Consider the following 22,343-nt stretch of genomic DNA (forward strand, 5'->3'; position numbering starts at 1 on the left):
GTTCATCAGCGCACCGCCGGCGGTCACCGAGCCCTCGAAGACCAGCGGCCGCAGGGCGGCGCGGGCGGTGTAGAGCGCTGCGGTGTACCCCGCCGGCCCGGAGCCGATGATGATCACGTTGCGGACGTCGCTCACGGAGTCTTCCTTGTCTGCCGATGGGTTTACCGGTACCTGGCTGGAGCATCACCTCGGAAGGCTTACTCCACCCAACGAATCCTAGGAGCCTGGCATTCCCAACTGTGGCATTGCGCGCGAGGAACGCTCAACGTGGATAGGTGTGTACGGCCAGTACCGTGCCTGGGGCAGGAGTCGCCATGCTGACGCATTCGGCGTCGATCACATAGGCCTCCACCTGGAAACTGTCGGTCCGATGCGGCAGGACCACGATGTAAGCCTGCCGTCCCTCGTAGTCGCTCATGCCGACGGCCAGAGGTGCCTCGTCACGGCCGACGCCCTCGCGGACGCACAACGGCATGGATGTCGGGGGTGTGGCCGTGGGTGTGCTCGGGAAACCGGGACTTTCCTTGAGGCTGAAGTCGGGAGAACCTGGGTCCGCCTTCTTCAGGCTTCCCTGACTCCCCTGCTCCGGCTTTCCCGATGTGCTGTCGGCCAGCAGAGACCGTACGCGTGCCTCCAGTGCCTGATCGCTTCGCTCGCCTTCCGCGCCCGCTTCCGGGGCCAGGCCCCTGTCTGTGCCTCCGGAAGAGTTTGCTCCCACACCTGGCAGCAGGACCGCGCCAAGAGTGAGGAGGGCTGCCGCGCCCGCGGTGCCGAGCAGGGTGGTGCCCCAGCGGCGCGGTCGCCTGCCCCTGCCCCTGCCCGGGCCTCCGGAGCCTTGTGGCCGGTCCGCCGGACGACCGTTAGGGCCTCTCGTAGGTCGGTCGGGGAGGCTGGGACGGTCGAGACGGACCGTTTCACGTGAAACAGCATTCGGTGCGTCCACCGAAGACGAGGATGGGGAAGCATCCCGGATCTCACTGCCGGCAGGGTTCGAGGCGCTGAGCAAGGCCTCGGCAGCGAGCGCGGCGTCGATGCGGCCCATCACGTCGTGCGGCATCGGGGCCGGTTCCGGAAGAGTGCCCAGAGTGTTGCGGATCTCTTCCAGGGACGCCTGCACGTCCGCGCACAGCACGCAGTCCGACAGATGGGCGCGAACATCGGCCGAACGCTCCGGGGAGAGCAGTCCCTCTGTGAGGTCGGAGATCTCGTCCACCTCGGGATGTCCGTCAGCGTCGAACGACGCGGAAGACATGGACGTCATGCGTGCTCACCTCCGCTCTTCACGGCCCCGGTGCCTGGTTTCCCTCTTGCCGGTGGGACGGATGCCCCCTGTGCCAGGTTCCTTCCGCCGGTGCCCACCCGAGGTCCTTCGGTCGGACCTCCCGAGCGAAGATGGCAGACCAACGGCAACAGCCGAGCCCTGCCGCGGGCGCAGCGGCTCTTGACGGTTCCTACGGCGACATCGAGGATGCGGGCTGCTTCGGCGACCGGATAACCCTGCATATCGACGAGGACGAGCGCCGCCCGCTGCTCCGGCGGCAGCTGGGAGAGCGCGGCGATGAGCTCACGGTGGAGGTCCTGGCGCTCGACGGGTACGGCGGCGGATTCGTGCGGTTCCAGGAGTTGCTCCAGGCGCTCGGGCTCGGCGACGGGCGAAGTGCGTCGGCCGGCAGCCTTGCGTACACGGTCCAGGCAGGCGTTCACGGTGATGCGATGCAGCCAGGTGGTGACGGCCGCCCGGCCCTGGAAGGTGTGGGCGTTTCGGTAGGCGGAGATCAGTGCGTCCTGTACGGCGTCGGCGGCTTCCTCCCGGTCCCGCAGAATGCGCAGGGCGACGGCCCAGAGCCGGTCGCGATGACGGCGCACGATCTCGCCGAAGGCGTGCGGGTCGCCGGCGACATGGCGGGCGAGGAGCTCCCGGTCGTCGACTCTGACGGCACCATCGGCGCCGTCGGGACCGCTCGTGTCTCCGGCGCCGTCGACGGAGCCGCTCGTTACTCTGTCGCCCACCCGCCGTTCCCCTCCTGACTCCGCTGTCCCCACGTGCGGCAGGTCAGCTGAGGACCTCGACCTCCGTGATGCGGCCACGGTAGTTGCCTTCCGCCGTCAGGGGGAGTTCGGTGAGCCAGACCAGAACGTACCGTGTCCTGATCGGCTTCTTGGCCTTGAGCTCCACTTCGGTACCGGAGCCGCTGCTGACCTTGCTGAAACCGCTCAGCGAACCGGGCGTCTGCGCGGTGTCCTCGTCCGCTGCCAGGAAGTCGACGGAGGTGCCGCCCTTGAAGCCGACCTTGACGGTACTGATCTGCCGGGACTCACCCAGATCGAGGATCAGTCCCACTCCGGTTTTGAGGTTCCCGAACTTCGCGCTGTTGTAGTACATGGTTTGCCAGAAGGTGTCGGCGTCGCCGTCGATCGCATTGCCCACCTGGTCGCTGTTCTCGGAAAGGTCGTCACCGAACGGGTCGAAGTCCTTGGCGAGGGAGATCTCGACCGGCTTGCCCGTGGGAGCGGTATCCGGCTGCTTCTGTTGCTCGATTCCGCTCTTCCCCGGGTTCGGCGCGGGGGGCTCGCCGCCCTTCAGAAGGGTGTCGGCCAACTGCCAGCTCCCCAGGCCCAGTGCGGCGATGAGCAGGGCGGAGACACCCCACTTCAGTACCTTGCCGGCGCGGCCGGGCAGTGCGGGAGGTGCCGTCGGCACCGCCACGGGGGGTGCGCCGACGGGCCCTGTGGGAGGACGGGCAGCGGGTCCGCTGTGACCCCCCTGCCGGTAGCCGAGGGCTTGGTACGGCGGCGGAGCGGTGAACTCGGGCTCTGGCGGCCGGATGCGCGGCAGCGCGGCGATCGCCTTGGCCAGTTCCTCGGGAGTGGTGCAGGGCTGTTCCTGGCGGGAGGCGGTGGCGCCGTCGTTGACCATCGCGCGCATGGCCAGTTCGGAGAGCCCGCGGTGTACCCCGGCACGTACCTGATCCGGGGGGACGAGGGAGTCGCCGGTCAGCTCGGCCATGCCGCTGAGGCCGTAGGCGTCCTCACCGTACGGCCAGCGGTGGGTGAGGCAGGCGTAGAGCAGAGCGCCGATCGCCTCGGTGTCGGTGCGCTGGGGGTGGTCGGATGTGATGCCGCGCAGGGCGGCGTTCACGGCGAGACCGCGGATGCGGTACTGGCCGGCGGCAGTGCGCAGGATGCAGCCGGGAGTCAGCCGCAGATGGGCCAGGCCCTCGCGGTGGGCGGCCGCCATCGCCTGGGTGATCTGGGTGACGAGCTGGTAGGCCTCGTGGGTGGGCAGCGGGCCGGAGGCCAGGAGGGCGGTGAGGGGCGTGGCGTCCGGGAGCCATTCGTGGACGACGTAGACGAGGTCGTTCTCCTCGACCGCGTCCAGGACCTGTACGAAGCGGGGGTCGCCGAGGAGGGCTGCGGAGCGGGCGGCGGCCAGTACCGGCCGGGCGCGGGGGTGGCCTGCTGCGAGGAGATGGACACCGACGGCACGGCGCAGTTTCTCATCGACGGCCCGCCAACTGCTGAAGCCGTCCAGACGGGTGACGCATTCCTCCAGGCGGTAGCGCCGGGCCAGTTTGTGGCCGCTGTGCAGCCCGGGTGGCTGCGGGGAGCGGGAGGGCTGGGGGGCCGGTGTCACCGTGCCGGTGCTGTCAGAGGCGCCGGGGGCGTCCGCCGCCGTGCTGCCATCGTCTTCGTGGTCCGTGGAACCGTCGGCCGTGGTCCGCTCGACAGCGTCGGCGGACGGCTTGTCCTTGCCATCCGTCCCGCCGCTCCCGTCGGCCACGTCGACGGCAGCCGTGCTCCGCTCCGCCACCGTCGCTCCTGCCTCCCCATCCGTTGCAGCCTGTTTCCCAACACAGCCAGAGACAATTGTGCCCACAGTGCGCCGCTGTGCACGACACACGGGCAGGGCCGAAGGTTGTGCGACAGGCCCCGAAGGGCCGTCAGCGGCCGAGCTTCGCGCGGACCATGCCCATCATGGCGGTCAGCTCCTCCACCCGCATACGCCGGGCTGCCAGAACGAAGACCGCCCCCAGCACCAGGCCGCCCGCGGCCAGGGCCGCGGCGCCGCCGACGAAGCCGGGACCGAGGGCCCGGACGACGGCGTAGGCGACCGCGCCGCCGGCCAGGGCGGCCGGGATGCCGGCACCGCAGAGCCTGGCGTAGGTGCGCACGATGCGGGGGCCGTCCAGATCGCCGCCCAGCTTTCCGCTGAGCCGCTTCCAGGCGACACCTACGCCGACGGCGTAGGCGAGGCCGTAGGCGGCGGCCATTCCGGCGACCGCCCAGTGACTGGGCAGCAGCAGGAAGGCCAGCACGGAGCCGGCGGCGTTGCAGGCGGCCACGATCACCGTGTTGTAGAAGGGGGTGCGGGTGTCCTCGTAGGCGTAGAAGCCGCGCAGGACCACGTACTGCACGGAGTATGGGATCAGACCGAGGCCGAAGGCCATGAGGATGTAACCCATCGAGGTGGCCGCGTCGACGGTCGCGGAGGAGTACATCAGCAGGCACATCGGTACGCCGAGGGCCACGAAGGCGAAGGACACGGGCACGATGGCGACGGCCGAGGTGCGCAGCCCGTGCGAGATGTCGTCGCGGACGGCGGCCGGATCGCCGTCGTGTGCGGCGCGGGAGATCCTCGGCAGCAGAGCGGCCATCACCGACACGGTGATGATGGCCTGCGGCATCTGCCAGATCAGCTGGGCGTTGCTGTAGCCGAGGATTCCGGTGCCCGGATGGCCGTCGGCGTCGGCGGCCTTGCCGGCCCAGGTGGCGAGCTGGGTGACGACCAGGACACCCGCCTGGTTGGCCAGGACGAACAGGAAGGTCCACTTGGCGAGGCGGGCGGCCTTGCCCAGACCGTGGCCGCGCCAGTCGAAGCGGGGGCGGACGCGGAACCCGGTGGCACGCAGATAAGGGATCATCGCCAGTGCCTGGACGACCAGTCCCAGCAGGGTGCCCACGCCGAGCAGCCGGACGCCCTCCGGGGGGATCGTCTCCACGCTCACCCCTGAGGCCCGGGCGGTGCCGTACACCCAGATGAAGAGGCCGAAGGTGGTGATGATGACGATGTTGTTCAGGACCGGGGTCCACATCATCGCGCCGAAGCGGCCCCGGGCGTTGAGGATCTGACCCATGACGACGTGGACGCCCATGAAGAAGATCGTCGGCAGGCAGTAGCGGGCGAAGGTGACCGCCACGTTGTTGGCGGCCGGGTCGTCGGCGATCTGCACGGACAGTGCCCGGACCAGCAGCGGCGCACCCAGCACCGTGAGAGCGACCAGGCCGCCGAGGACGACCATCACCAGAGTGAGGAGGCGGTTGGCGTACGCCTCGCCGCCGTCCTCGTCGTTCTTCATGGCACGCACGAGCTGTGGCACGAAGACGGAGTTCAGACCGCCGCCGATGGACAGGATGTAGATCATCGTCGGCAGCGTGTACGCCACGGTGTAGGCGTCGCCGAGGAGCGCGGCGCCCAGTGCGGCGGTGATCACCAGAGTGCGGACGAAGCCCGTGAGCCGGGAGACCATGGTGCCCGCGGCCATGATGGCGCTGGACTTCAGTATGCCGCCGCCCCGGCGGGCGGCCTTACCCGCGGGGGCCGGGCCCGCGGCGGCCTCCTCCGCCGCCGATGCCGCCTGCGGCGGTGGCGGAGGCTGGGGTGCGGAGACAGCGGGGGACGGAGGCTGCCGCGGCTGTCGCGAGCCGGGCTGTGGAGAGTGCCCGTAGAACTCCTGGGGTCGCTCCTGGGGTCGGTATGACTCCTGGGCCTGCTGAGGTTCTTGGAGTGCGTACGGCTGCGGTCCCGAGGACTGGTGCCGCTCGTGAGGCTGCCCCTGGGACCCGGTCGGCTGCCGGGGCGGCGGGTACTGCTGGTGCTCCTGGGACGGGGGCGCCTGCTGGTCGTGGAAGAGATGGGCGAAGGCGTCGTCGCGGGCGCGGGCGCCGCTCTCCTGCGCTCCTCTGTCCAGCATGCCGTCCACGCCCGTGAAGCGCACGGTCGCCGGGTCCCCGCCCTGCCCCGGTTGCCGGCGGGCGCTGTGAGGGGCGGGGAGGGAGGTGTTCCGGCCGTACGGGTACTGCCGGTACGGGTACTCCTCCCGCGTGCCCTGGCCGCTCGGGACGGCCTGGTTCCCGCCGTCGGGCGCGTCACCGCGGTCACGGTCGTACGGCGCGTTCATCGCTGCAACCCCAACTCATCGGCCGCGGCCGTCTTCCCCGGCCCCGGCAGCTCGCTCAACGCTCCACCTTCTCACCCGCACCGGAGGGGTCGCGACGTCCGGCTCCGGTGTTCCCGGCGGGGTCACCCGCCTGCCCGGCTCCAGTCTCCCCGGCGGAGCCCCCGCGGGGCTCTGCGGCGCCCTCCGAGGCATCGGAGGCTCCCGGCTCACCGGCCTGCCGCTCCCGCTCCAGGGGGGCGTCCGGGTCCGGCCGGTCGCCGATGCGCTTGCGCTGGGTGTACATCCGCACCCCGGCCAGTACCACGAGCAGAACTCCGCCGGAGATCACCAACATCACCGCGGAGGTGATCTCGGTGACCTCCACCTGGAACCTCATCGGATCGCCCCAGGGATCGCCGTCCTCGGTGTAGAGCCGGGCCTCGACCCAGGTGCGGCCGTTGGCCTTGGCGGTGGTGGGTACCTTGACCGACTGGCTGTGCCCGCCCTCCACCGTGACCGGCTGTGCCTCGCCGACATCCAGGCCGATCCGGCGTCCGGAGACCAGTCGCAACTCCAGGTTCTCCACATCCTGGAGGAGATTGTTCTGCACGGTCACCGGGATGGTGGCGCTGCGGCCGGACAGTTTCATGTCCGACTTCTCGATCAGCCGGACACCGCCCGTCAGCTCCTCCAGATAACCGCCCACCGAGTCGCGGTACTCTGCCGCCGCCTCGTGGTCATGGCGCCAGGAGACGGACATCGAGCGGAGGAGCGCGCTGTTGAAGGGCGTCTGAACCCGGGCCGGCTCGGACAGGATGCTCTTGAAGTCCTCCAGGGTGGTCCGGATGGCGCGGATCTCCTCGAAGGACTCGGTCCGCAGTTCCCGCTTGCGCAGCGAGTCCGGGTAGGAGCTCCGTCCGGGGACTTTCCGGCTGGCCTGCGGGTCCGGATCGGCCTCCGCGGCCTCGGTCAGGCTCATGAACTCCACCCAGCGCCCGTCGAGCTGGAGTGTGTCCAGTGCGGCGGCCATCGCCTGCGCCTGGCTGACGGTGGGCATCCGCTGGGGAGCCACCACGATGCTGCGCTGCCGGCCCGGCTGCTGTGCGGTGATCGACTGGGTGTGGGCCAGGAACCGCTGTACGGCCTGTGTGGAGTTGTCTGCCCGGGTCAGGTCCCCCTGGAACAGCTTCGACAGCCGGGCGTCCGCCACGATCGCGGTCGTGCCGCCGCCGACCGGCCGGACGGCGGTGGGGGTGTGGTTGAGGGAATCGGGTTCGCGCATGCTGTCGCTGCGGGCGATGACGTTGTGGGCGCCTGCCGAGGTGGCGACGGAGACGATGGAGGGGTCGACGGCGCCCTCCACCGGCCAGGCGAAGTCGGTGCTGGGCTGGGTGAGCAGGGTGGTCTCCACCGTCATCTGGCCCAGTTCGGTGGCCGGACCGAGATGGCTGAGCGCGCCGGAGACCTTCTTGCCCCGATGGGCCAGGGAGGCGAGGTCCGGGTCGCCGAAGGGCAGGGCCACGACCTCCGCGTCCTCCACCGCCTGCCGCAGTTCATGCAGCCACTTCCGGGCGTCGGCCTGGCTCTTGCCCGCGATCTCCCGGCCGCCCTCGGCCAGCACCTTGTAGTTGCCGGTCATCGCCTCGACGGAAGCGAGCAGATCCGGATCGACCACCCAGGTGACCGGTAGCTCCCTGCCCAGGGCCACCATCTGCTGGAGGCGCCCGCCGGACGCGATCTCGGCTTCGAGGGCGTCGTCCTCGAACACCGGCACCCGTTGCCGATCCCCGGACTCGGTGCGGGCGGTGATGTGGGGGGAGGAGATCAGCGGCCACAGGAAGGTCAGCTGTGTGGCCTGTTCGGGCGCGGACGGCTGCCATGGCAGGACGGCCCGTTCGATGCCGAGGACGCGCCCGTACGCCTCGTCGGCCATCCGGCCCGACAGCGACACGCCGAGCTGGTACACCCCGGGCTCATCGAACGGCAGCTTGTCGGCCGGCACGCTCAGAGTGAAGGAGAACCCTGCTCCCGAGGGGAGGTCGCCGATTTTCACAGTGCCCTCGTCGCCGAGCTCCTCACCGTCGACCCCGGGCACGTAGGCGGCATGCGAGTCGGTGCGGTCGATCGCGCTGCGTGTGGTCAGCTGGGCGCCAGGGCGCAGCGCGAGCCTGGCCTCGGTGATATCGGACGAGGTCCTGTTGCCGACGCGGCCGGAGATGGTGACTGTGTCGCCCTTGCCCGGCGCCGAGGGGGTCAGCCCGGTGATGGAAACCGAGACCTCACGGGACTCGTCCGCGGTGGGCGCTGCCGGCGCGGCTCGGAGGGAAGAGGCCGAGGATGCCGGGAGGGCCGCGGGAGCGGCGGCGGCCTCGGCAGGGATCTGGACAGCCACTCCGGCCAGCAGCGGCAGTGAGGCGGCCAACACGGCCGTGCGGCGCGCCGCCCATCGGCGACGGACAGGAGCGATGGGGGTCCCTGGGGTCTGTGCCGTCTCGGCCACGTGCCTCGTCCGTCCTGTTCGCCGGTCGTCCGTACCGGTGTGTTGCCGATCTGCCAATGGTCTGCCGCTGCTGTGGTGCACTCAGATGCTAACGACCCCCGTCGGCTGTGAGTGCCACGGAGCCGACCGCGGGCCGGAGTGGTCGACGGGCCGGGGAGCAGCGGGGCGGAACAGGGAGAGAGGGGCCACGTACCCTGTTCTGCTGTGCCGAACGCCAACACTGACAGCCATCCCCAGCAGCAGGCCCACGGGCCCACCCGAGGGGCTCCTCCGGCGGTGCTTGGGGAAGCCCAGCGCAGAGCCGTGAGCGAGCTGCTGCGGGTGTCCCCAGTCGCCGACGACCTGGCCCGCCGCTTCAAGGATGCCGGGTTCACCCTGGCCCTGGTCGGCGGTTCCGTGCGCGACGCGCTGCTGGGCCGGCTTGGCAACGACCTGGACTTCACCACCGACGCCCGGCCGCAGGACATCCTGGCCCTGGTCCGGCCGTGGGCGGACGCGGTCTGGGAGGTGGGTATCGCCTTCGGCACGGTGGGCTGCCGCAAGGACGACTACCAGATCGAGGTCACGACGTACCGCTCGGAGTCGTACGACCGGACCTCGCGCAAGCCCGAGGTCTCCTACGGCGACTCGATCGAGGGGGACCTCGTTCGCCGAGACTTCACCGTCAACGCGATGGCGGTCGTGCTGCCCGAGAAGAACTTCATCGACCCGCACCGAGGTCTGGAGGACCTCGCGCGTCGGGTGCTGCGTACGCCCGGTACACCCGAGGACTCCTTCTCCGACGATCCGCTGCGGATGATGAGGGCCGCCCGCTTCGCCGCCCAGCTCGGCTTCGAGGTGGAGGAGAGGGTCGTCGCCGCGATGACGGCGATGTCCGAGCGGATCGGGATCGTCTCCGCCGAGAGGGTGCGGGACGAGCTGAACAAACTGATCCTCGCAGATCACCCCCGACGTGGCCTGGAACTGCTGGTGAAGACCGGGCTGACCGACCGGGTTCTGCCCGAGCTGCCCGCGCTGCGCCTTGAGCGGGATGAGCACCACCGGCACAAGGACGTCTACGAGCACACACTGACCGTGCTGGAGCAGGCCATCGATCTGGAGGAGGGCAGCCCGGACCTCACCCTGCGGTTGGCGGCTCTGCTGCACGACATCGGCAAGCCGAGGACGCGTCGGTTCGAGAAGGACGGGCGTGTCTCCTTCCACCATCACGAGGTGGTGGGGGCGAAGATGACCAAGTCCCGGATGACCAAGCTCAAGTACCCGGGCGAGATGGTGAAGGATGTCTCACGTCTGGTCGAACTGCATCTGCGCTTCCACGGTTATGGAACCGGTGAGTGGACCGATTCGGCTGTACGGCGCTATGTCCGCGACGCCGGCCCGTTGCTGGAGCGGCTGCACAAGCTGACGCGGTCGGACTGCACCACGCGCAACAAGCGCAAGGCTAACGCTCTGTCGCGTGCGTATGACGGCCTGGAGGAGCGCATCGCGCGGCTGAAGGAGCAGGAGGAGCTGGACTCCATTCGCCCGGATCTCAACGGCAACGAGATCATGGAGGTCCTCGGGTTGCGTCCCGGCCCCGAGGTGGGTGAGGCATACCGGCACCTGCTGGAGTTGCGGCTGGAGCGCGGCCCGATGGGACGTGAAGCCGCGATCGAGGCGCTCAGGCGGTGGTGGGCCGATCGGGACTGACCGCACCGCCGTCCCTCCTGTGGTGGCCGTTGCGGCGTTTCACGTGAAACATCGTGGCGGCCACCGCCGCGTACAGTGTCGCCACCGTCATCACCAGAGTCGGCGAGCGGCCGTCCGGGGGGAGCATCAGGGCGGCCATACCGGCGGCGCCGACGAAGGCGACGTTGAAGAGCATGTCGTACAGGGAGAAGATCCTTCCCCGGTACACGTCGTCCACCGATGACTGAACGACCGTATCCGTGGTGATCTTCGCGCCCTGGGTGGCCAGTCCCATGACGAAGACGGCGCCCAGTACGGGGGCGGGCTGGAGGGGCAGCGCCAGCGCGGGCACCAGTGCCGCCGCTCCCGCGGCGCACAGCGCGATCCAGCCGAATCGGCCGACGCGCTGTACCGCCCAGGGAGTGATGACGGCCGCTACGAAGAAACCCAGCCCGGAGACGCCCACGGCCAGTCCCAGAAGAGCCATTCCACCCAGAATGCCCCCACCGTCGTCGCCCCCCTCGCCGCCGTCCCAGGCGTATCGGCTCAACATCAGCACCATCACCGTCAGCGCGCCGTAGCAGAAACGCAGCATCGCCATCGAGGCGAGCGACTGGGCGGCCCTGCGTCGCTGCCCCAGATGGCGCAGCCCGGTGACCAGCCCGCGCGCGATATCGGCCAGGGCGGCGCTCAGCCGTACGCGGGGAATCGTGTCCGGTCCGAGCGTTCCACGGCCGATCCGGAGCGACGCCAGGGCTCCCAGCAGATAGAGACCGGCGCCGAGGACCACGACCACGGCGTCGGCGCTCGCGTCGTCCGGGGCGGGGATCCTCACGAGAAAGGCGAGCCCGCCTCCTGCGGTGGCCGCGAGGGTGCCGGCGGTGGGGGACAGTGAGTTTGCCATCACCAGCCGCTCGCCGTCGACCACATGCGGCAGTGCGGCCGAGAGTCCGGCGAGGACGAAGCGGTTGACGGCGGTGACCGAGAGGGCGGCGAGATAGAACAACCACAGAGGTGCCGAGACCAGCACCAGTGCCGCGGTCACGGCCGCCAGCACGGCACGCAGCAGGTTGCCGAACAGTAGTACCTGCCGTCGCTGCCACCGGTCGAGCAACACCCCCGCGAAGGGGCCGAGCAGCGAGTACGGCAGCAGCAGGACGGCCATGGCGGAGGCGATGGCGGCGGGGGAGGTCTGCTGCTCGGGGGAGAAGACCACATAGGCGGCGAGCGCGACCTGAAAGACTCCGTCGGCCGACTGGGACAGCAGACGCACCGACAGCAGCCGGCGGAAGCCGGAGAAGCGCAGGAGCACGCGCAGGTCACGCACAACAGCCATGCGGTCAGCTTCACACACCCACCCGGGAGGAAGACGCAGCGCCCCCGGGACATGATGCGTCTCCGGAACACGGTGGGGCACGGTCGGTCCATCGGTGTTTCACGTGAAACACCCACCATGGCTCGGTGAGTGTCATTCCCCGCCGGTACGAGCCTCCCAGCGCACCTCCGATCCCTGAGGGGTGGAGGTGTCCGGCTGCCGGTGCTGTGGCGGACCGAGGACGAAGGCGTCGGGCGCGCGGTCGAGAACGCCCCCGGAGGGATCGTCGGAGCCGTCACGGCGGACCACATCGCAGTCCGGTAGGAGGATGTCCCGTACCACCACGGAGCACAGGTACAGAGTGCCCAGCAGGTGAAGCAGGATCGCGAACTGGTAGCCCTCGGTGGGCAGCCCATGGCGGTCGTCCCCACTGCCCGTGTAAGCCAGGTAGAACCAGATGCCGAGGTAGTACATCACCTCGCATGCCTGCCAGATCAGGAAGTCACGCCAGCGCGGCCGGGCCAGGGCGGCCAGCGGAATCAGCCACAGCACATACTGCGGCGAGTAGACCTTGTTGGTCACGATGAACAGAGCGACCACGAGAAAGGCGAGCTGCGCGAAGCGTGGGCGACGCGGTGCGCACAGGGTAAGCAGGGCGATCGCCGCACAGCCCATCAGCACCAGCAGCATGGCGTAGGTATTGGCGTGTTCCAGCGGGTTGCCGGTGCGCTGCGAGATGATCAGCCAGAACGATCCGAAGTCGATGTTCCGTTCCTGGCTGAAGGAGTAGAACTTCCCCCAGCCGTCCGGGGCGAGCAGCATGACGGGCAGGTTCACCGCCAGCCAGGAGGTCACGGTCCCGCCCAGCGCCGTACCGAAGGCCCTTTGGCGTCCCGCACGCCAGCAGAGCACCAGCAGCGGGCCCAGCAGCAGGAACGGATAGAACTTTGCGGCGGTCGCGAGACCCAGCAGTACCCCCGAGGCGAACGGACGGCTGCGCGCCCACATCAGCATCGAGGCGGCGGTCAGGGACACCGCCAGCAGGTCCCAGTTGATCGTCGCGGTGAGCGCGAGGGCCGGGGCGAGCGCGACCAGCAGCGCGTCCCACGGGCGCCGCCGGTGAGTACGGGCGACGCACACCACCAGGACGGCGGCGCAGACCATCAGCATCCCGGCGTTGACCGTCCAGTAGATCTGCTGCCGCTGCACCATCTCGCCGCCCTGGGGCGTGAACCACGATGCCACCTCCATGAACGCCCCGGTCAGCACCGGGTACTCCAGATACTCCATCCCCCCGGATATCTCCTGGGGAATGCGGTCGAAGTACGGCGTGAGGTCGGCGGCGAAGCCGCGGCCGGTGTAGAGGTGCGGGATGTCGGAGTAACAGGCGTGCACATACTGGCTGGTCGCCCCGCGGAACCAGCCGCTCTCGTAGCAGGGCAGCTTCTGCACCATCCCGAGCGCGAACATGCCCAGCATCACCAGCAGCACGATCCTCACTGGCGTCCACCAGGATCCCCCGGTCAGCGCGCGCCTGCCGATCGGCCCGCCGATCAGCTCGCTGCCCGCGGCGGCGATCTCGTCCTGGACGGTGGGCCGTACCGGTGCCTGCTGCTCCTGGTGCGCGCTCGTCATGGGCCACATCCTGCCGTATCGCGCGTCCGGCCACGCGGTGCGCGAGGAGGTGCTCCCCGGGCTCGGCCGTACTCACGGGGTCCGCGGTCCGCGGTCCGGGTGCCGGAAAGCCGGAAGCGGCGCCGTTCCCGGCGCCGCTTCCCCTCGTGCTCTTCCTCTGCGCTCTCTCCCGGGACTCCCGGGGATCATTCTCCGCCGGTGCCGCCCCAGATGCTGCCGCTGTCGTTACCGCCGGGTCGGCCATTGGTGCTGCCTTCGTCGGTGCCGCCGTCCGAGCCGTTGGTGCTGCCTTCGTCGGTGCCGCCGTCCGAGCCGTCGCTACCTCCATTACCCGCGCCGCCGTCCGAGCCGTTGGTGCCCCCGGTGTCCGTGCCGCCGGTGTCATCGCAGAACCAGTCGTTGGGCCGGCAGGTGTTCGACGGAGACGTGGACGGCGACTCCTGGGAGGGAGACGGCTCCGTGCTGGGCTCGGGCTCCTCGCTCTCCGACGGCGACGGCTCGGGCTCCTCGCTCTCCGACGGCGACGGTGACGGCGACGGGGCACCGACCTGGTCGATCTTCTTGCCGACCGGTCCGGGCTTGGGGAAGTCCTTCGTCGGCACTCCCTTGAGCGCGCTCTTCATGTACGCCGTCCATACCTCGGTGGGCAGCCGGCCACCGTGGATGGACGAGAAGCCACCCGTGTTGTTCATCGAGAGCAGGGTGCGCTTCTCCGGGTCCGTGCGGAACAGTGTGACCGCGGTGGACAACTGCGGGGTGTATCCGACCCACCAGGCGGACTTGTTCTTGTCGGTCGTACCGGTCTTGCCCGCAGCGGGACGGCCCAGCCCCTGGGCCCTGGTGCCCGTGCCGTGCGGCTTCTCGATGACACCGCGCAGCACGTCGGTGATGTTGTGGGCGATGTCGGAGTCCATCGCCGTCTCCTTCTGGGGCTCCTCGAAGCCGGGCTGCTCCTCGCCGTTGTGCGCCGCCCTCCGCACTGTGTAGGTGTCGACGCGGGTCCCCGAGGCGGCGAAGGTCGCATACGAGTTGGCCATCTCGATGGCGCCCGGGGTGGAGGTGCCCAGCGCGAAGGACGGGTTGAGGTTCGGGTCGAAGCTGTCCTTCTCGATGCCCGTGCTTGTGGCCATCTCCTTGACCTTGTCCATGCCCACGTCCATACCGAGCTGGACGAACGGGGTGTTGGCGGAGACCTCCATGGCCCGGCGCAGGGTGATGTACCCGTGGTCCTTGTCGCCGTCGTTCACCTGGTAGAAGGGGTTGCCGTCCTTGTCCAGGTAGTCGGTCCCGTCCTGCTGCCTGACCTTCAGCTTGTTGTCGCCGTTGTACTCGCTGCTCGGTGCGACGCCCACGCCGTTGCTCTTGTAGGTGCCGTGCTCCATGGCCGCGGCCATCACGAACGGCTTCCAGACCGAGCCCACCGGGACGCCCAGGGTGTCCGCGTTGTTGGTGAAGTGGCCCTTGTCGAAACCCGGACCGCCGTAGATGGCCACGACCTTGCCCGTGCCGGGCTCCACCGAGGCAGCGCCGAACTGGACGAACTTGTCGGTTTCGGGCCTTCTCTCGGGGTCGATGTACTGCTTGGTGATCTCGTTGACCGCCTTCTCCATCTCGGCGGTCTTCTTCTTGTCGAAGGTCGTGTAGATCTGGTAGCCACCCTGGTCGAACTGCTGCTTGCTGATGCCCAGGGTCTTCTTGACCTCGGCCTCGGCGAGAGCGGCCAGATAGCCGGTCTGCCCGTTGAGCCCGGCCTGGGCCTTGCGCGGAGCGACCTCGGGGAACTCGTGCTTGTCCCGTTCGGCCTGGCTCATCATCCCCAGATCGACCTGCCGGTCCATCACCCAGTTCCAGCGCTTCACGGCGCGCTCCCGGTTCTCCTTGGCGGAGGAGTTGGGGCCCACGCCACCGGCCGGGTCGAACAGGTCGGCGCCCTTGAGGACGGTGGTGAGCAGCGCGCTCTCCGAGGGTGTGAGCTCCTCGGCCCTCTTCTCGAAGTAGGCCTGAGAGGCGGCCTGGAGACCGTACGCGCCGCGCCCGTAGTAGCTGGTGTTGAGATAGCCCTGGAGGATGTCGCGCTTCTCCACCCGGGCGTTGACCTTGATGGAGATGAACAGCTCCCGAGCCTTGCGGGCGATGGTCTGGTCCTGGCTCAGGTAGGTGTTCTTGACGTACTGCTGGGTGATGGTCGAGCCGCCCTGGGTGTCGCCGCCCGTGGCCATGTTGAACACCGCGCGGCCGATACCGATCGGGTCGATGCCCCTGTCATCCCAGAAGGTGGCGTTCTCGGCGGCGACCGCCGCCTCCTGCATCGACTTGGGGATGTCCTCTATCTTCATGTTCTGCCGGTTGGTCTTGCCGGCCCTGGCCATGACGGTGTCGTCGGACCAGTAGTAGACGTTGTTCTGCTGGAGTGCCAGGGCGTTCTTCTCGTCCGGCACCTCCACCATGGCCAGCGCCAGTCCCCCGAGACCGATCAGCATCCCCATGAAGGCCAGGGCCAGGCCGGTGACCAGCTTCCAGGACGGCGTCCAGCGCCGCCAGCCGTACTTGCCGGACCTGGGGTAGTCGATGAGGCGCTTCTTCTCGGGCTCGTAGCGCCCCCGCCTCCGGCCGACGACCGTGACATCTCCGGCGGTGTCGGCCGCCCGGCGTCTGCCGCCGCCGGCGCCTGCGCGCTGTGCCGCGCGCCGCGCCTCGGCCCGGCCGCCGTGAGGGCGGTCCGAGGGCATGCCGTGGGAGGCGGTGGAGCCATACGGCTGTGCGGCACGCCGACCGCCTGACGGCGGTTGTGCGGCGCGCCGGCCACGCGACTGCGATGGCTTACGACGGTGCTCGCTCATGTGGAACAGCTACTCCTCGGGCAGGCGCTCGCGCCTGAAGGCGGCAGTGTACTTCCAGTCCCCCGAAGTGCGGCCCGCCCACGTTCTCAGAACTGGCCGCACTGCACCCAGGACGAGGACGCGTCCGGCGCCTCGTTGGTTCCCGGTGGCCTTCTGCACAGCGGACAGACTACGCAGGGTCAAAAATCAAATATCAGACATTCAGGAGAAATAGGGGTTGTCGAGCCGTAGTGAAGGAGCGATGTGAAACCGCTCACCCTCCCCCGCGCCCATCTCCTCTTGTCGCGCCTCTGATAGGCGTTCTATCGTCTTCGCTATCGCCCCGATGTATCGATTCGATACATCGGTGAGAGACAATGGCACAGGGCGGCGGGACATGAGCCCGAGGCGGCCGCCCGGCGACGGGCCGGTCGGCGGACACCGGTGGAGGGAGTGACGGCGATGGGCAGACGCTCGGGAATCCTGGAGTTCGCCGTTCTCGGACTGCTCCGCGAGTCACCTATGCACGGCTACGAGCTGCGCAAACGGCTCAACACCTCGCTGGGTGTCTTCCGGGCCTTCAGCTACGGCTCCCTCTACCCCTGCCTGAAGACGCTGGTTCAGCGCGGATGGTTGGCCGAGGAACCCGGTGACGAGTCGGAGGACTCCCTCACGGCGCCGCTCACCGGACGCCGGGCCAAGATCGTCTACCGGCTCACGGCCGAGGGGAAGGAGCGCTTCGAGGAACTCCTCTCCCAGACCGGGCCGGACACCTGGGAGGATGAGGGGTTCGGCGTCCGCTTCGCCTTCTTCGGCCAGACCTCGCGCGATGTGCGGATGCGGGTGCTGGAAGGCCGCCGCAGTCGTCTGGAGGAGCGCCTCGCCAAGATGCGCACCGCCCTGGCCCGCACCCGGGAGCGGCTGGACGACTACACCCTCGAACTGCAGCGACACGGCATGGAGTCCGTGGAGCGCGAGGTCCGCTGGCTCAACGAACTCATCGAGAGCGAGCGGGCGGGGCGTGATCAGTACCGGCGGGAGACCCCGCCCGATCCGTCCGATGACACCGCGTGAAGGTCCGCACCGAGCGGGCCGGCACCAACACCACCGTCGGAAACGACACGGAACAAACACAGGGAGCAACCGCCAATGGGTTCGGTTCGCGTAGCCATCGTCGGCGTGGGCAACTGCGCCGCCTCGCTGGTGCAGGGCGTCGAGTACTACAAGGACGCCGACCCGAAGAGCCGCGTGCCGGGTCTGATGCACGTGCAGTTCGGCGACTACCACATCTCGGACATCGAGTTCGTGGCCGCGTTCGACGTGGACGCCAAGAAGGTGGGTCTGGATCTCGCCGACGCCATCGGCGCCAGTGAGAACAACACCATCAAGATCTGCGACGTTCCCACCACCGACGTGACCGTCCAGCGCGGCCACACCCTCGACGGCCTGGGCAAGTACTACCGCCAGACGATCGAGGAGTCGGCCGAGGAGCCGGTCGACATCGTGAAGATCCTCAAGGACCGCGAGGTCGATGTCCTGGTCTGCTACCTCCCGGTGGGCTCCGAGGACGCCGCGAAGTACTACGCGCAGTGCGCCATCGACGCGCGTGTCGCCTTCGTCAACGCCCTGCCGGTCTTCATCGCCGGAACCGAGGAGTGGGCGAACAAGTTCGCCGAGGCCGGTGTCCCGATCGTCGGCGACGACATCAAGTCCCAGGTGGGCGCCACCATCACGCACCGCGTGCTGGCCAAGCTCTTCGAGGACCGCGGTGTCATCCTCGACCGCACGATGCAGCTCAACGTCGGCGGCAACATGGACTTCAAGAACATGCTCGAGCGCGAGCGCCTGGAGTCCAAGAAGATCTCCAAGACCCAGGCCGTGACCTCCCAGATCCCCGACCGGGACCTGGGCGAGGACAACGTCCACATCGGTCCGTCGGACTACGTGGCCTGGCTGGACGACCGCAAGTGGGCCTACGTCCGCCTGGAGGGCCGTGCGTTCGGCGACGTCCCGCTGAACCTGGAGTACAAGCTGGAGGTCTGGGACTCCCCGAACTCCGCCGGGGTCATCATCGACGCCCTGCGCGCCGCGAAGATCGCCAAGGACCGCGGTGTCGGCGGCCCGATCCTCTCGGCCTCCTCCTACTTCATGAAGTCCCCGCCGGTCCAGTACTTCGACGACCAGGCCCGGGAGAACGTGGAGAAGTTCATCAACGGCGAGGTGGAGCGCTAGGAACCGCCCGGGAGCCGCCCGGACGGCACCGGGAAGCTCACGGAGAACACCGCGCCGGATGCCGGGACGCATCCGGCGGTGCGGCATGGCGAGGGGCCCGGACACGCAACCGTGTCCGGGCCCCTCGCCGTCGTACGGCGCCCGCCGCGCTCGTCCGCTCAGTTGTCGACCAGCCGGTCGTGCTGCGTCGTCGTGTGCCGCAGGATCGCCGTCAGTTCATCGCCCACCTTCGGCTCCGCGGCCTCCTCCGGCACGAACAGGATCGACACCTGCATGTGCGGCGGTTCGGCGAACCAGCGCTGCTTGCCGTCCCACACGAAGGGCGAGAGGTTGCGGTTCACCGTCGCCAGCCCGGCCCGTGCCACTCCCTTGGCCCGCGAGGTCATCCCGTGCATGGCCTTCGGCGCCTCCAGGCCCACCCCGTGCGAGGTGCCGCCGGCCACCACCACCAGCCAGCCGTCGCCCGGCGCCTTCTGCTGGCGGTAGCCGAAGCGATCGCCCCGTACCACCCGCGTGACATCCAGCACCGAGCCCCGGTACCGGGTCGCCTCGTGGTCGCCCAGCCACAGCCGTGTACCGATCCGCGCCCGGAAGCGGGTCTGCGGGAACTGCCGCTGCAGCAGCGCGAACTCCTCCGGCCCCAGATGGCTGACGAACACCTTCTCCAGCGGCAGGCGGGCCGTCCGCAGCCGGTCCATCCAGCCGATGACCTCGTCCACCGCGTCCGTGCCGTCGGTGCGGTCCAGCGGCAGATGGATCGCGAAGCCCTCCAGCCGCACGTCCTCGATCGAGGCGCGCAGTTTGCCGAGGTCCTCCTCCACCACCCCGTGCCGTTTCATCGAGCTCATCACCTCGATGACGACACGGGCCCCCACCAGCGCGTTCACCCCGTCCACCGAGGAGACGGTGCGGATCGCCCGGTCCGGCAGCGGCACCGGTTCCTCACCGCGGCGGAACGGGGTGAGCACCAGCAGGTCCCCGCTGAACCAGTCCTTCATCCGAGCGGCCTCGTACGTGGTGCCCACGGCGATGATGTCCGAGCCGGAGCGGGTCACCTCCTCGGCCAGCCGCTCGTGACCGAAGCCGTATCCGTTGCCCTTGCAGACCGGGACCAGTCCCGGGAACTGATTCAGTACCGTCTGCTGGTGCGCCCGCCAGCGTTCGGTGTCGACGTAGAGGGAGAGCGCCATGGCCGTACGGAACCTTTCTCATCTGTCCCGGCGGGAGCCGGCGGGCCGTCTTCCGTCCCGCCGGCTCCCGCCGGACGTGCGTGGAGCGGGGCGTCAGCGGCGCGACATGTAGATGTCGAGCGCCTTGTGCAGCAGCTTATTGAGCGGAAAATCCCACTCGCCGAGATATTCGGCGGCCTGGCCGCCGGTGCCCACCTTGAACTGGATCAGGCCGAAGAGATGGTCGGAGTCGTCCAGGGAGTCGCTGATGCCGCGCAGGTCGTACACGCTCGCCCCGAGCGCGTAGGAGTCCTGCAGCATCCGCCACTGCATGGCGTTGGAGGGGCGCACCTCGCGCTTGTGGTTGGCCGAGGCGCCGTAGGAGTACCACACGTGTCCGCCCACGATCAGCATGGTGGCCGCGGCCACCGGTTCGCCCTCGTGCTTGGCGAAGTACAGCCGCATCCGGTTGGGGTCCTCGGCGTTCAGCGCCGTCCACATCCGCTGGAAGTAGCCCAGGGGGCGCGGCCGGAAGCGGTCGCGCTCGGCTGTCACCTCGTACAGCTCCTGCCATACCGGCAGATCGTCGTAGCCGCCCTGCACGACCTCGACGCCGGCCTTCTCGGCCTTCTTGATGTTGCGCCGCCACAACTGGTTGAAGCCCTTGTGCACCTCGTCCAGCGAGCGGTTCTCCAGCGGCACCTGGAAGACGTAGCGCGGCTGGACGTCGCCGAAGCCGGCGCCGCCGTCCTCGCCCTGCTGCCAGCCCATCCGCCGCAGCCGGTCGGCCACCTCGAAGGCGCGCGGCTCGATGTGCGTGGCCTCGACGTCGCGCAGCCGCTTCACGTCCGGGTCCTGGATCCCGGCCTTGATCGCGGGGGCGTCCCAGCGCCGGATCACCACGGGCGGGCCCATCTTCACCGAGAACGCGCCCTTGGCCCTCAGATGCGCCAGCATCGGGCGCAGCCACTCCTCCAGGTTCGGCGCGAACCAGTTGATCACCGGCCCCTCGGGCAGGTAGGCCAGGTAGCGCTTGACCTTCGGCAGCTGGCGGTACAGCACCAGGCCCGCCCCGACCAGCTCGCCGCTCGCGTCGAACCAGCCCAGGTTCTCCGACCCCCACTCGGCCTTCACGTCCGCCCACGCGGGGATCTGCATGTGGCTGGCCGATGGCAGGCTCCGGATATACGCCAGGTGCTGCTCGCGACTGATCGTCCTCAGTGTCAGGCTCATTACGGGGCGCTCCTCCGGCGTACTTCGCAGGGTCTGGCCGGAAGCCTACTGGGCAGGCGCGCGCCCCGGACGTGCCAGTGCGGGGCCGTGGCGAGCCGGGCGGGCCCGCCGCGCCCCGTCCCGGTCGGGCGGCCGGGCGGTCAGCCGAACAGTCCGCCGTTCGACATCCCCAGGTAGAAGCCGACCGCGGCCGCTCCCATGCTGACGACCAGCGCGAACCGCTCGCCGGTGGTCGCGGAGATCATCTGTCCCCAGCCACCGGACACGATCCCCAGCAGCCCGACCCAGGACGCGACCAGGCTGAGGCCGGGGAAGAAGCCGGTGACGAACGCGACCACGCCGAGCACCGCGGTCACGGCGACGAACCGGTTCTCGACCGGGTGCCGCCGGCCGTCGGTGTTGAGGAGGGAGGAGACCGGGCTCCTCCGTGCCGCCTGTGCCATGGGGAACCTCCTGCGAACCATCCGGGCTGCCGAGCCTCCGGGCGGAGCGGATGAACCCCGTCCGCCGGATTTGCGATGGTGTGGCGGGTGACGCGTATCACGTCACCTGTGTCCAGGTTGCGGGGAGCGGGCGCCGGATTTCAACCCGAGTGGCGGTGCGGGTACTCTGTACCCTCTGCGCGGTGTCCGCCCGGCGGCGACCGGATCCGGGAACGGACCGGGGCTTTCCGGCGATACGGCCCGGGACTGTCAGTGCCGGCCGATACCGTTGCTCACGCATCACGACCCTCCTGCCACGGAACGACCGTGGCCGCCGAGTCCAGAGGAGGTGGGTTCCATATGCGTCACTACGAGGTGATGGTCATCCTCGACCCCGATCTCGAGGAGCGCGCTGTCTCCCCGCTGATCGAGAGCTTCCTTTCCGTGGTCCGCGAGGGCCAGGGGAAGGTCGAGAAGGTCGACACCTGGGGCCGTCGTCGTCTCTCGTACGAGATCAAGAAGAAGCCCGAGGGCATCTACTCGGTCATCGACCTGCGGGCCGAGCCCGCGGTCGTCAAGGAGCTCGACCGTCAGATGAACCTGAACGAGTCGGTTCTGCGGACCAAGGTCCTCCGCCCCGAGACCCACTGAGCGCCCCCGCTCAGCGGATCAAAGGGAACCGGTAGCGCCTCCGGTACTCCGGAAGCACCGCCACCACAGCATCACCAGCAGCCAGCAGCACCCCGCCGAGAGGTTCACCCATGGCAGGCGAGACCGTCATCACGGTCGTCGGCAATCTGGTCGACGACCCCGAGCTGCGCTTCACCCCCTCCGGTGCGGCGGTCGCGAAGTTCCGCGTCGCGTCCACCCCCCGCACCTTCGACCGCCAGACCAACGAGTGGAAGGATGGCGAGAGCCTGTTCCTGACCTGCTCGGTGTGGCGGCAGGCGGCGGAGAACGTCGCCGAGTCCCTCACCCGGGGCACCCGCGTCATCGTGCAGGGCCGGCTCAAGCAGCGCTCGTACGAGGACCGCGAGGGCATCAAGCGCACGGTCTACGAGCTGGATGTCGACGAGGTTGGCGCCAGCCTGCGCAACGCCACGGCCAAGGTCACCAAGACCACCGGCCGCGGCGGCGGCCAGCAGGGCGGCGGCTGGGGCGGCGGCCCCGGCGGCGGCCAGCAGGGCGGCGG

The 22,343-nt window shown here is 69.3% G+C and carries 17 protein-coding genes; 5 read left to right on the forward strand and 12 right to left on the reverse strand.

The annotated features are described in order from the left end of the window. The 6 genes from LJ221_RS14680 to LJ221_RS14705 all read right to left on the reverse strand — a co-directional run. Nucleotides 1–135, reverse strand: a 135-nt coding sequence (locus tag LJ221_RS14680) for an FAD-dependent oxidoreductase (RefSeq protein WP_241717164.1), incomplete at its 3' end; no start/stop codon positions are given. A gap of 127 nt (nucleotides 136–262) precedes the next feature. Then, entirely contained in the window at nucleotides 263–1,261 is a 999-nt protein-coding gene (locus tag LJ221_RS14685) for a hypothetical protein (RefSeq protein ID WP_241717132.1), read from the reverse strand. Next, nucleotides 1,258–2,010 carry an RNA polymerase sigma factor SigM gene (gene sigM, locus LJ221_RS14690; RefSeq protein WP_241717133.1) on the reverse strand — a complete coding sequence of 251 codons (753 nt, stop codon included), beginning with the start codon at nucleotides 2,008–2,010 and terminating at the stop codon, nucleotides 1,258–1,260. The genes LJ221_RS14685 and sigM overlap by 4 nt, the downstream gene beginning before the upstream one ends. Before the next feature lie 43 nt (nucleotides 2,011–2,053). Further along, on the reverse strand, nucleotides 2,054–3,811 hold the full coding sequence (locus LJ221_RS14695) for a protein kinase family protein (RefSeq protein ID WP_241717135.1): 1,758 nt from the start codon (nucleotides 3,809–3,811) through the stop codon (nucleotides 2,054–2,056). A gap of 130 nt (nucleotides 3,812–3,941) precedes the next feature. Beyond that, nucleotides 3,942–6,179 (reverse strand): murein biosynthesis integral membrane protein MurJ, encoded by a 2,238-nt coding sequence (murJ, locus tag LJ221_RS14700; RefSeq protein ID WP_241717137.1) that lies wholly within the window; start codon nucleotides 6,177–6,179, stop codon nucleotides 3,942–3,944. A gap of 55 nt (nucleotides 6,180–6,234) precedes the next feature. Next, complete coding sequence (locus LJ221_RS14705; RefSeq protein WP_374228457.1) at nucleotides 6,235–8,658, reverse strand: DUF6049 family protein; 2,424 nt, start codon at nucleotides 8,656–8,658, stop codon at nucleotides 6,235–6,237. A 204-nt stretch (nucleotides 8,659–8,862) separates the two neighbouring features. Here LJ221_RS14705 and LJ221_RS14710 point away from each other — a divergent pair, with 204 nt between their 5' ends. After that, the gene (locus tag LJ221_RS14710) at nucleotides 8,863–10,347 is read left to right on the forward strand and encodes a CCA tRNA nucleotidyltransferase (RefSeq protein WP_374228458.1); all 1,485 of its coding nucleotides are present in this window, start codon (nucleotides 8,863–8,865) and stop codon (nucleotides 10,345–10,347) included. Here the strand turns inward: LJ221_RS14710 and LJ221_RS14715 are convergent. From LJ221_RS14715 to LJ221_RS14725, 3 genes are all read right to left on the reverse strand, one after another. Continuing rightward, a complete protein-coding gene (locus tag LJ221_RS14715) occupies nucleotides 10,319–11,662 on the reverse strand; it encodes an MFS transporter (RefSeq protein WP_241717143.1) in 1,344 nt (447 codons plus the stop codon). The genes LJ221_RS14710 and LJ221_RS14715 overlap by 29 nt on opposite strands. A gap of 132 nt (nucleotides 11,663–11,794) precedes the next feature. Continuing rightward, nucleotides 11,795–13,276: a glycosyltransferase family 87 protein gene (locus LJ221_RS14720; protein WP_241717146.1), complete on the reverse strand. Its 1,482-nt coding sequence runs from the start codon at nucleotides 13,274–13,276 to the stop codon at nucleotides 11,795–11,797. A gap of 185 nt (nucleotides 13,277–13,461) precedes the next feature. Further along, on the reverse strand, nucleotides 13,462–16,116 hold the full coding sequence (locus tag LJ221_RS14725; RefSeq protein ID WP_374228459.1) for a transglycosylase domain-containing protein: 2,655 nt from the start codon (nucleotides 16,114–16,116) through the stop codon (nucleotides 13,462–13,464). Nucleotides 16,117–16,557: 441 nt separating this feature from the next. On the opposite strand from LJ221_RS14725, the gene LJ221_RS14730 reads away from it, so the two are divergent. Continuing rightward, the gene (locus LJ221_RS14730) at nucleotides 16,558–17,169 is read left to right on the forward strand and encodes a PadR family transcriptional regulator (RefSeq protein ID WP_241717150.1); all 612 of its coding nucleotides are present in this window, start codon (nucleotides 16,558–16,560) and stop codon (nucleotides 17,167–17,169) included. Nucleotides 17,170–17,244: 75 nt separating this feature from the next. Next, nucleotides 17,245–18,327 carry an inositol-3-phosphate synthase gene (locus LJ221_RS14735; protein WP_241717152.1) on the forward strand — a complete coding sequence of 361 codons (1,083 nt, stop codon included), beginning with the start codon at nucleotides 17,245–17,247 and terminating at the stop codon, nucleotides 18,325–18,327. Nucleotides 18,328–18,485: 158 nt separating this feature from the next. Here the strand turns inward: LJ221_RS14735 and LJ221_RS14740 are convergent, their stop codons facing one another. The 3 genes from LJ221_RS14740 to LJ221_RS14750 all read right to left on the reverse strand — a co-directional run bounded on the left by LJ221_RS14740 (nucleotide 18,486) and on the right by LJ221_RS14750 (nucleotide 21,172). Further along, the gene (locus tag LJ221_RS14740) at nucleotides 18,486–19,517 is read right to left on the reverse strand and encodes an alanine racemase (protein ID WP_241717154.1); all 1,032 of its coding nucleotides are present in this window, start codon (nucleotides 19,515–19,517) and stop codon (nucleotides 18,486–18,488) included. Nucleotides 19,518–19,610: 93 nt separating this feature from the next. Then, nucleotides 19,611–20,729 (reverse strand): peptidoglycan bridge formation glycyltransferase FemA/FemB family protein, encoded by a 1,119-nt coding sequence (locus LJ221_RS14745; RefSeq protein ID WP_241717156.1) that lies wholly within the window; start codon nucleotides 20,727–20,729, stop codon nucleotides 19,611–19,613. A 140-nt stretch (nucleotides 20,730–20,869) separates the two neighbouring features. Continuing rightward, the gene (locus LJ221_RS14750; protein WP_241717158.1) at nucleotides 20,870–21,172 is read right to left on the reverse strand and encodes a hypothetical protein; all 303 of its coding nucleotides are present in this window, start codon (nucleotides 21,170–21,172) and stop codon (nucleotides 20,870–20,872) included. Nucleotides 21,173–21,511: 339 nt separating this feature from the next. Here LJ221_RS14750 and rpsF point away from each other — a divergent pair, with 339 nt between their 5' ends. Next, a complete protein-coding gene (rpsF, locus tag LJ221_RS14755; RefSeq protein WP_241717160.1) occupies nucleotides 21,512–21,802 on the forward strand; it encodes a 30S ribosomal protein S6 in 291 nt (96 codons plus the stop codon). Nucleotides 21,803–21,912: 110 nt separating this feature from the next. Beyond that, nucleotides 21,913–22,343: single-stranded DNA-binding protein (locus LJ221_RS14760; protein ID WP_241717162.1), on the forward strand; the 431-nt coding region annotated here is incomplete at its 3' end.

Origin of the sequence: Streptomyces sp. CNQ085, assembly GCF_022614595.1 — a bacterium.
Lineage (GTDB): Bacteria > Actinomycetota > Actinomycetes > Streptomycetales > Streptomycetaceae > Streptomyces.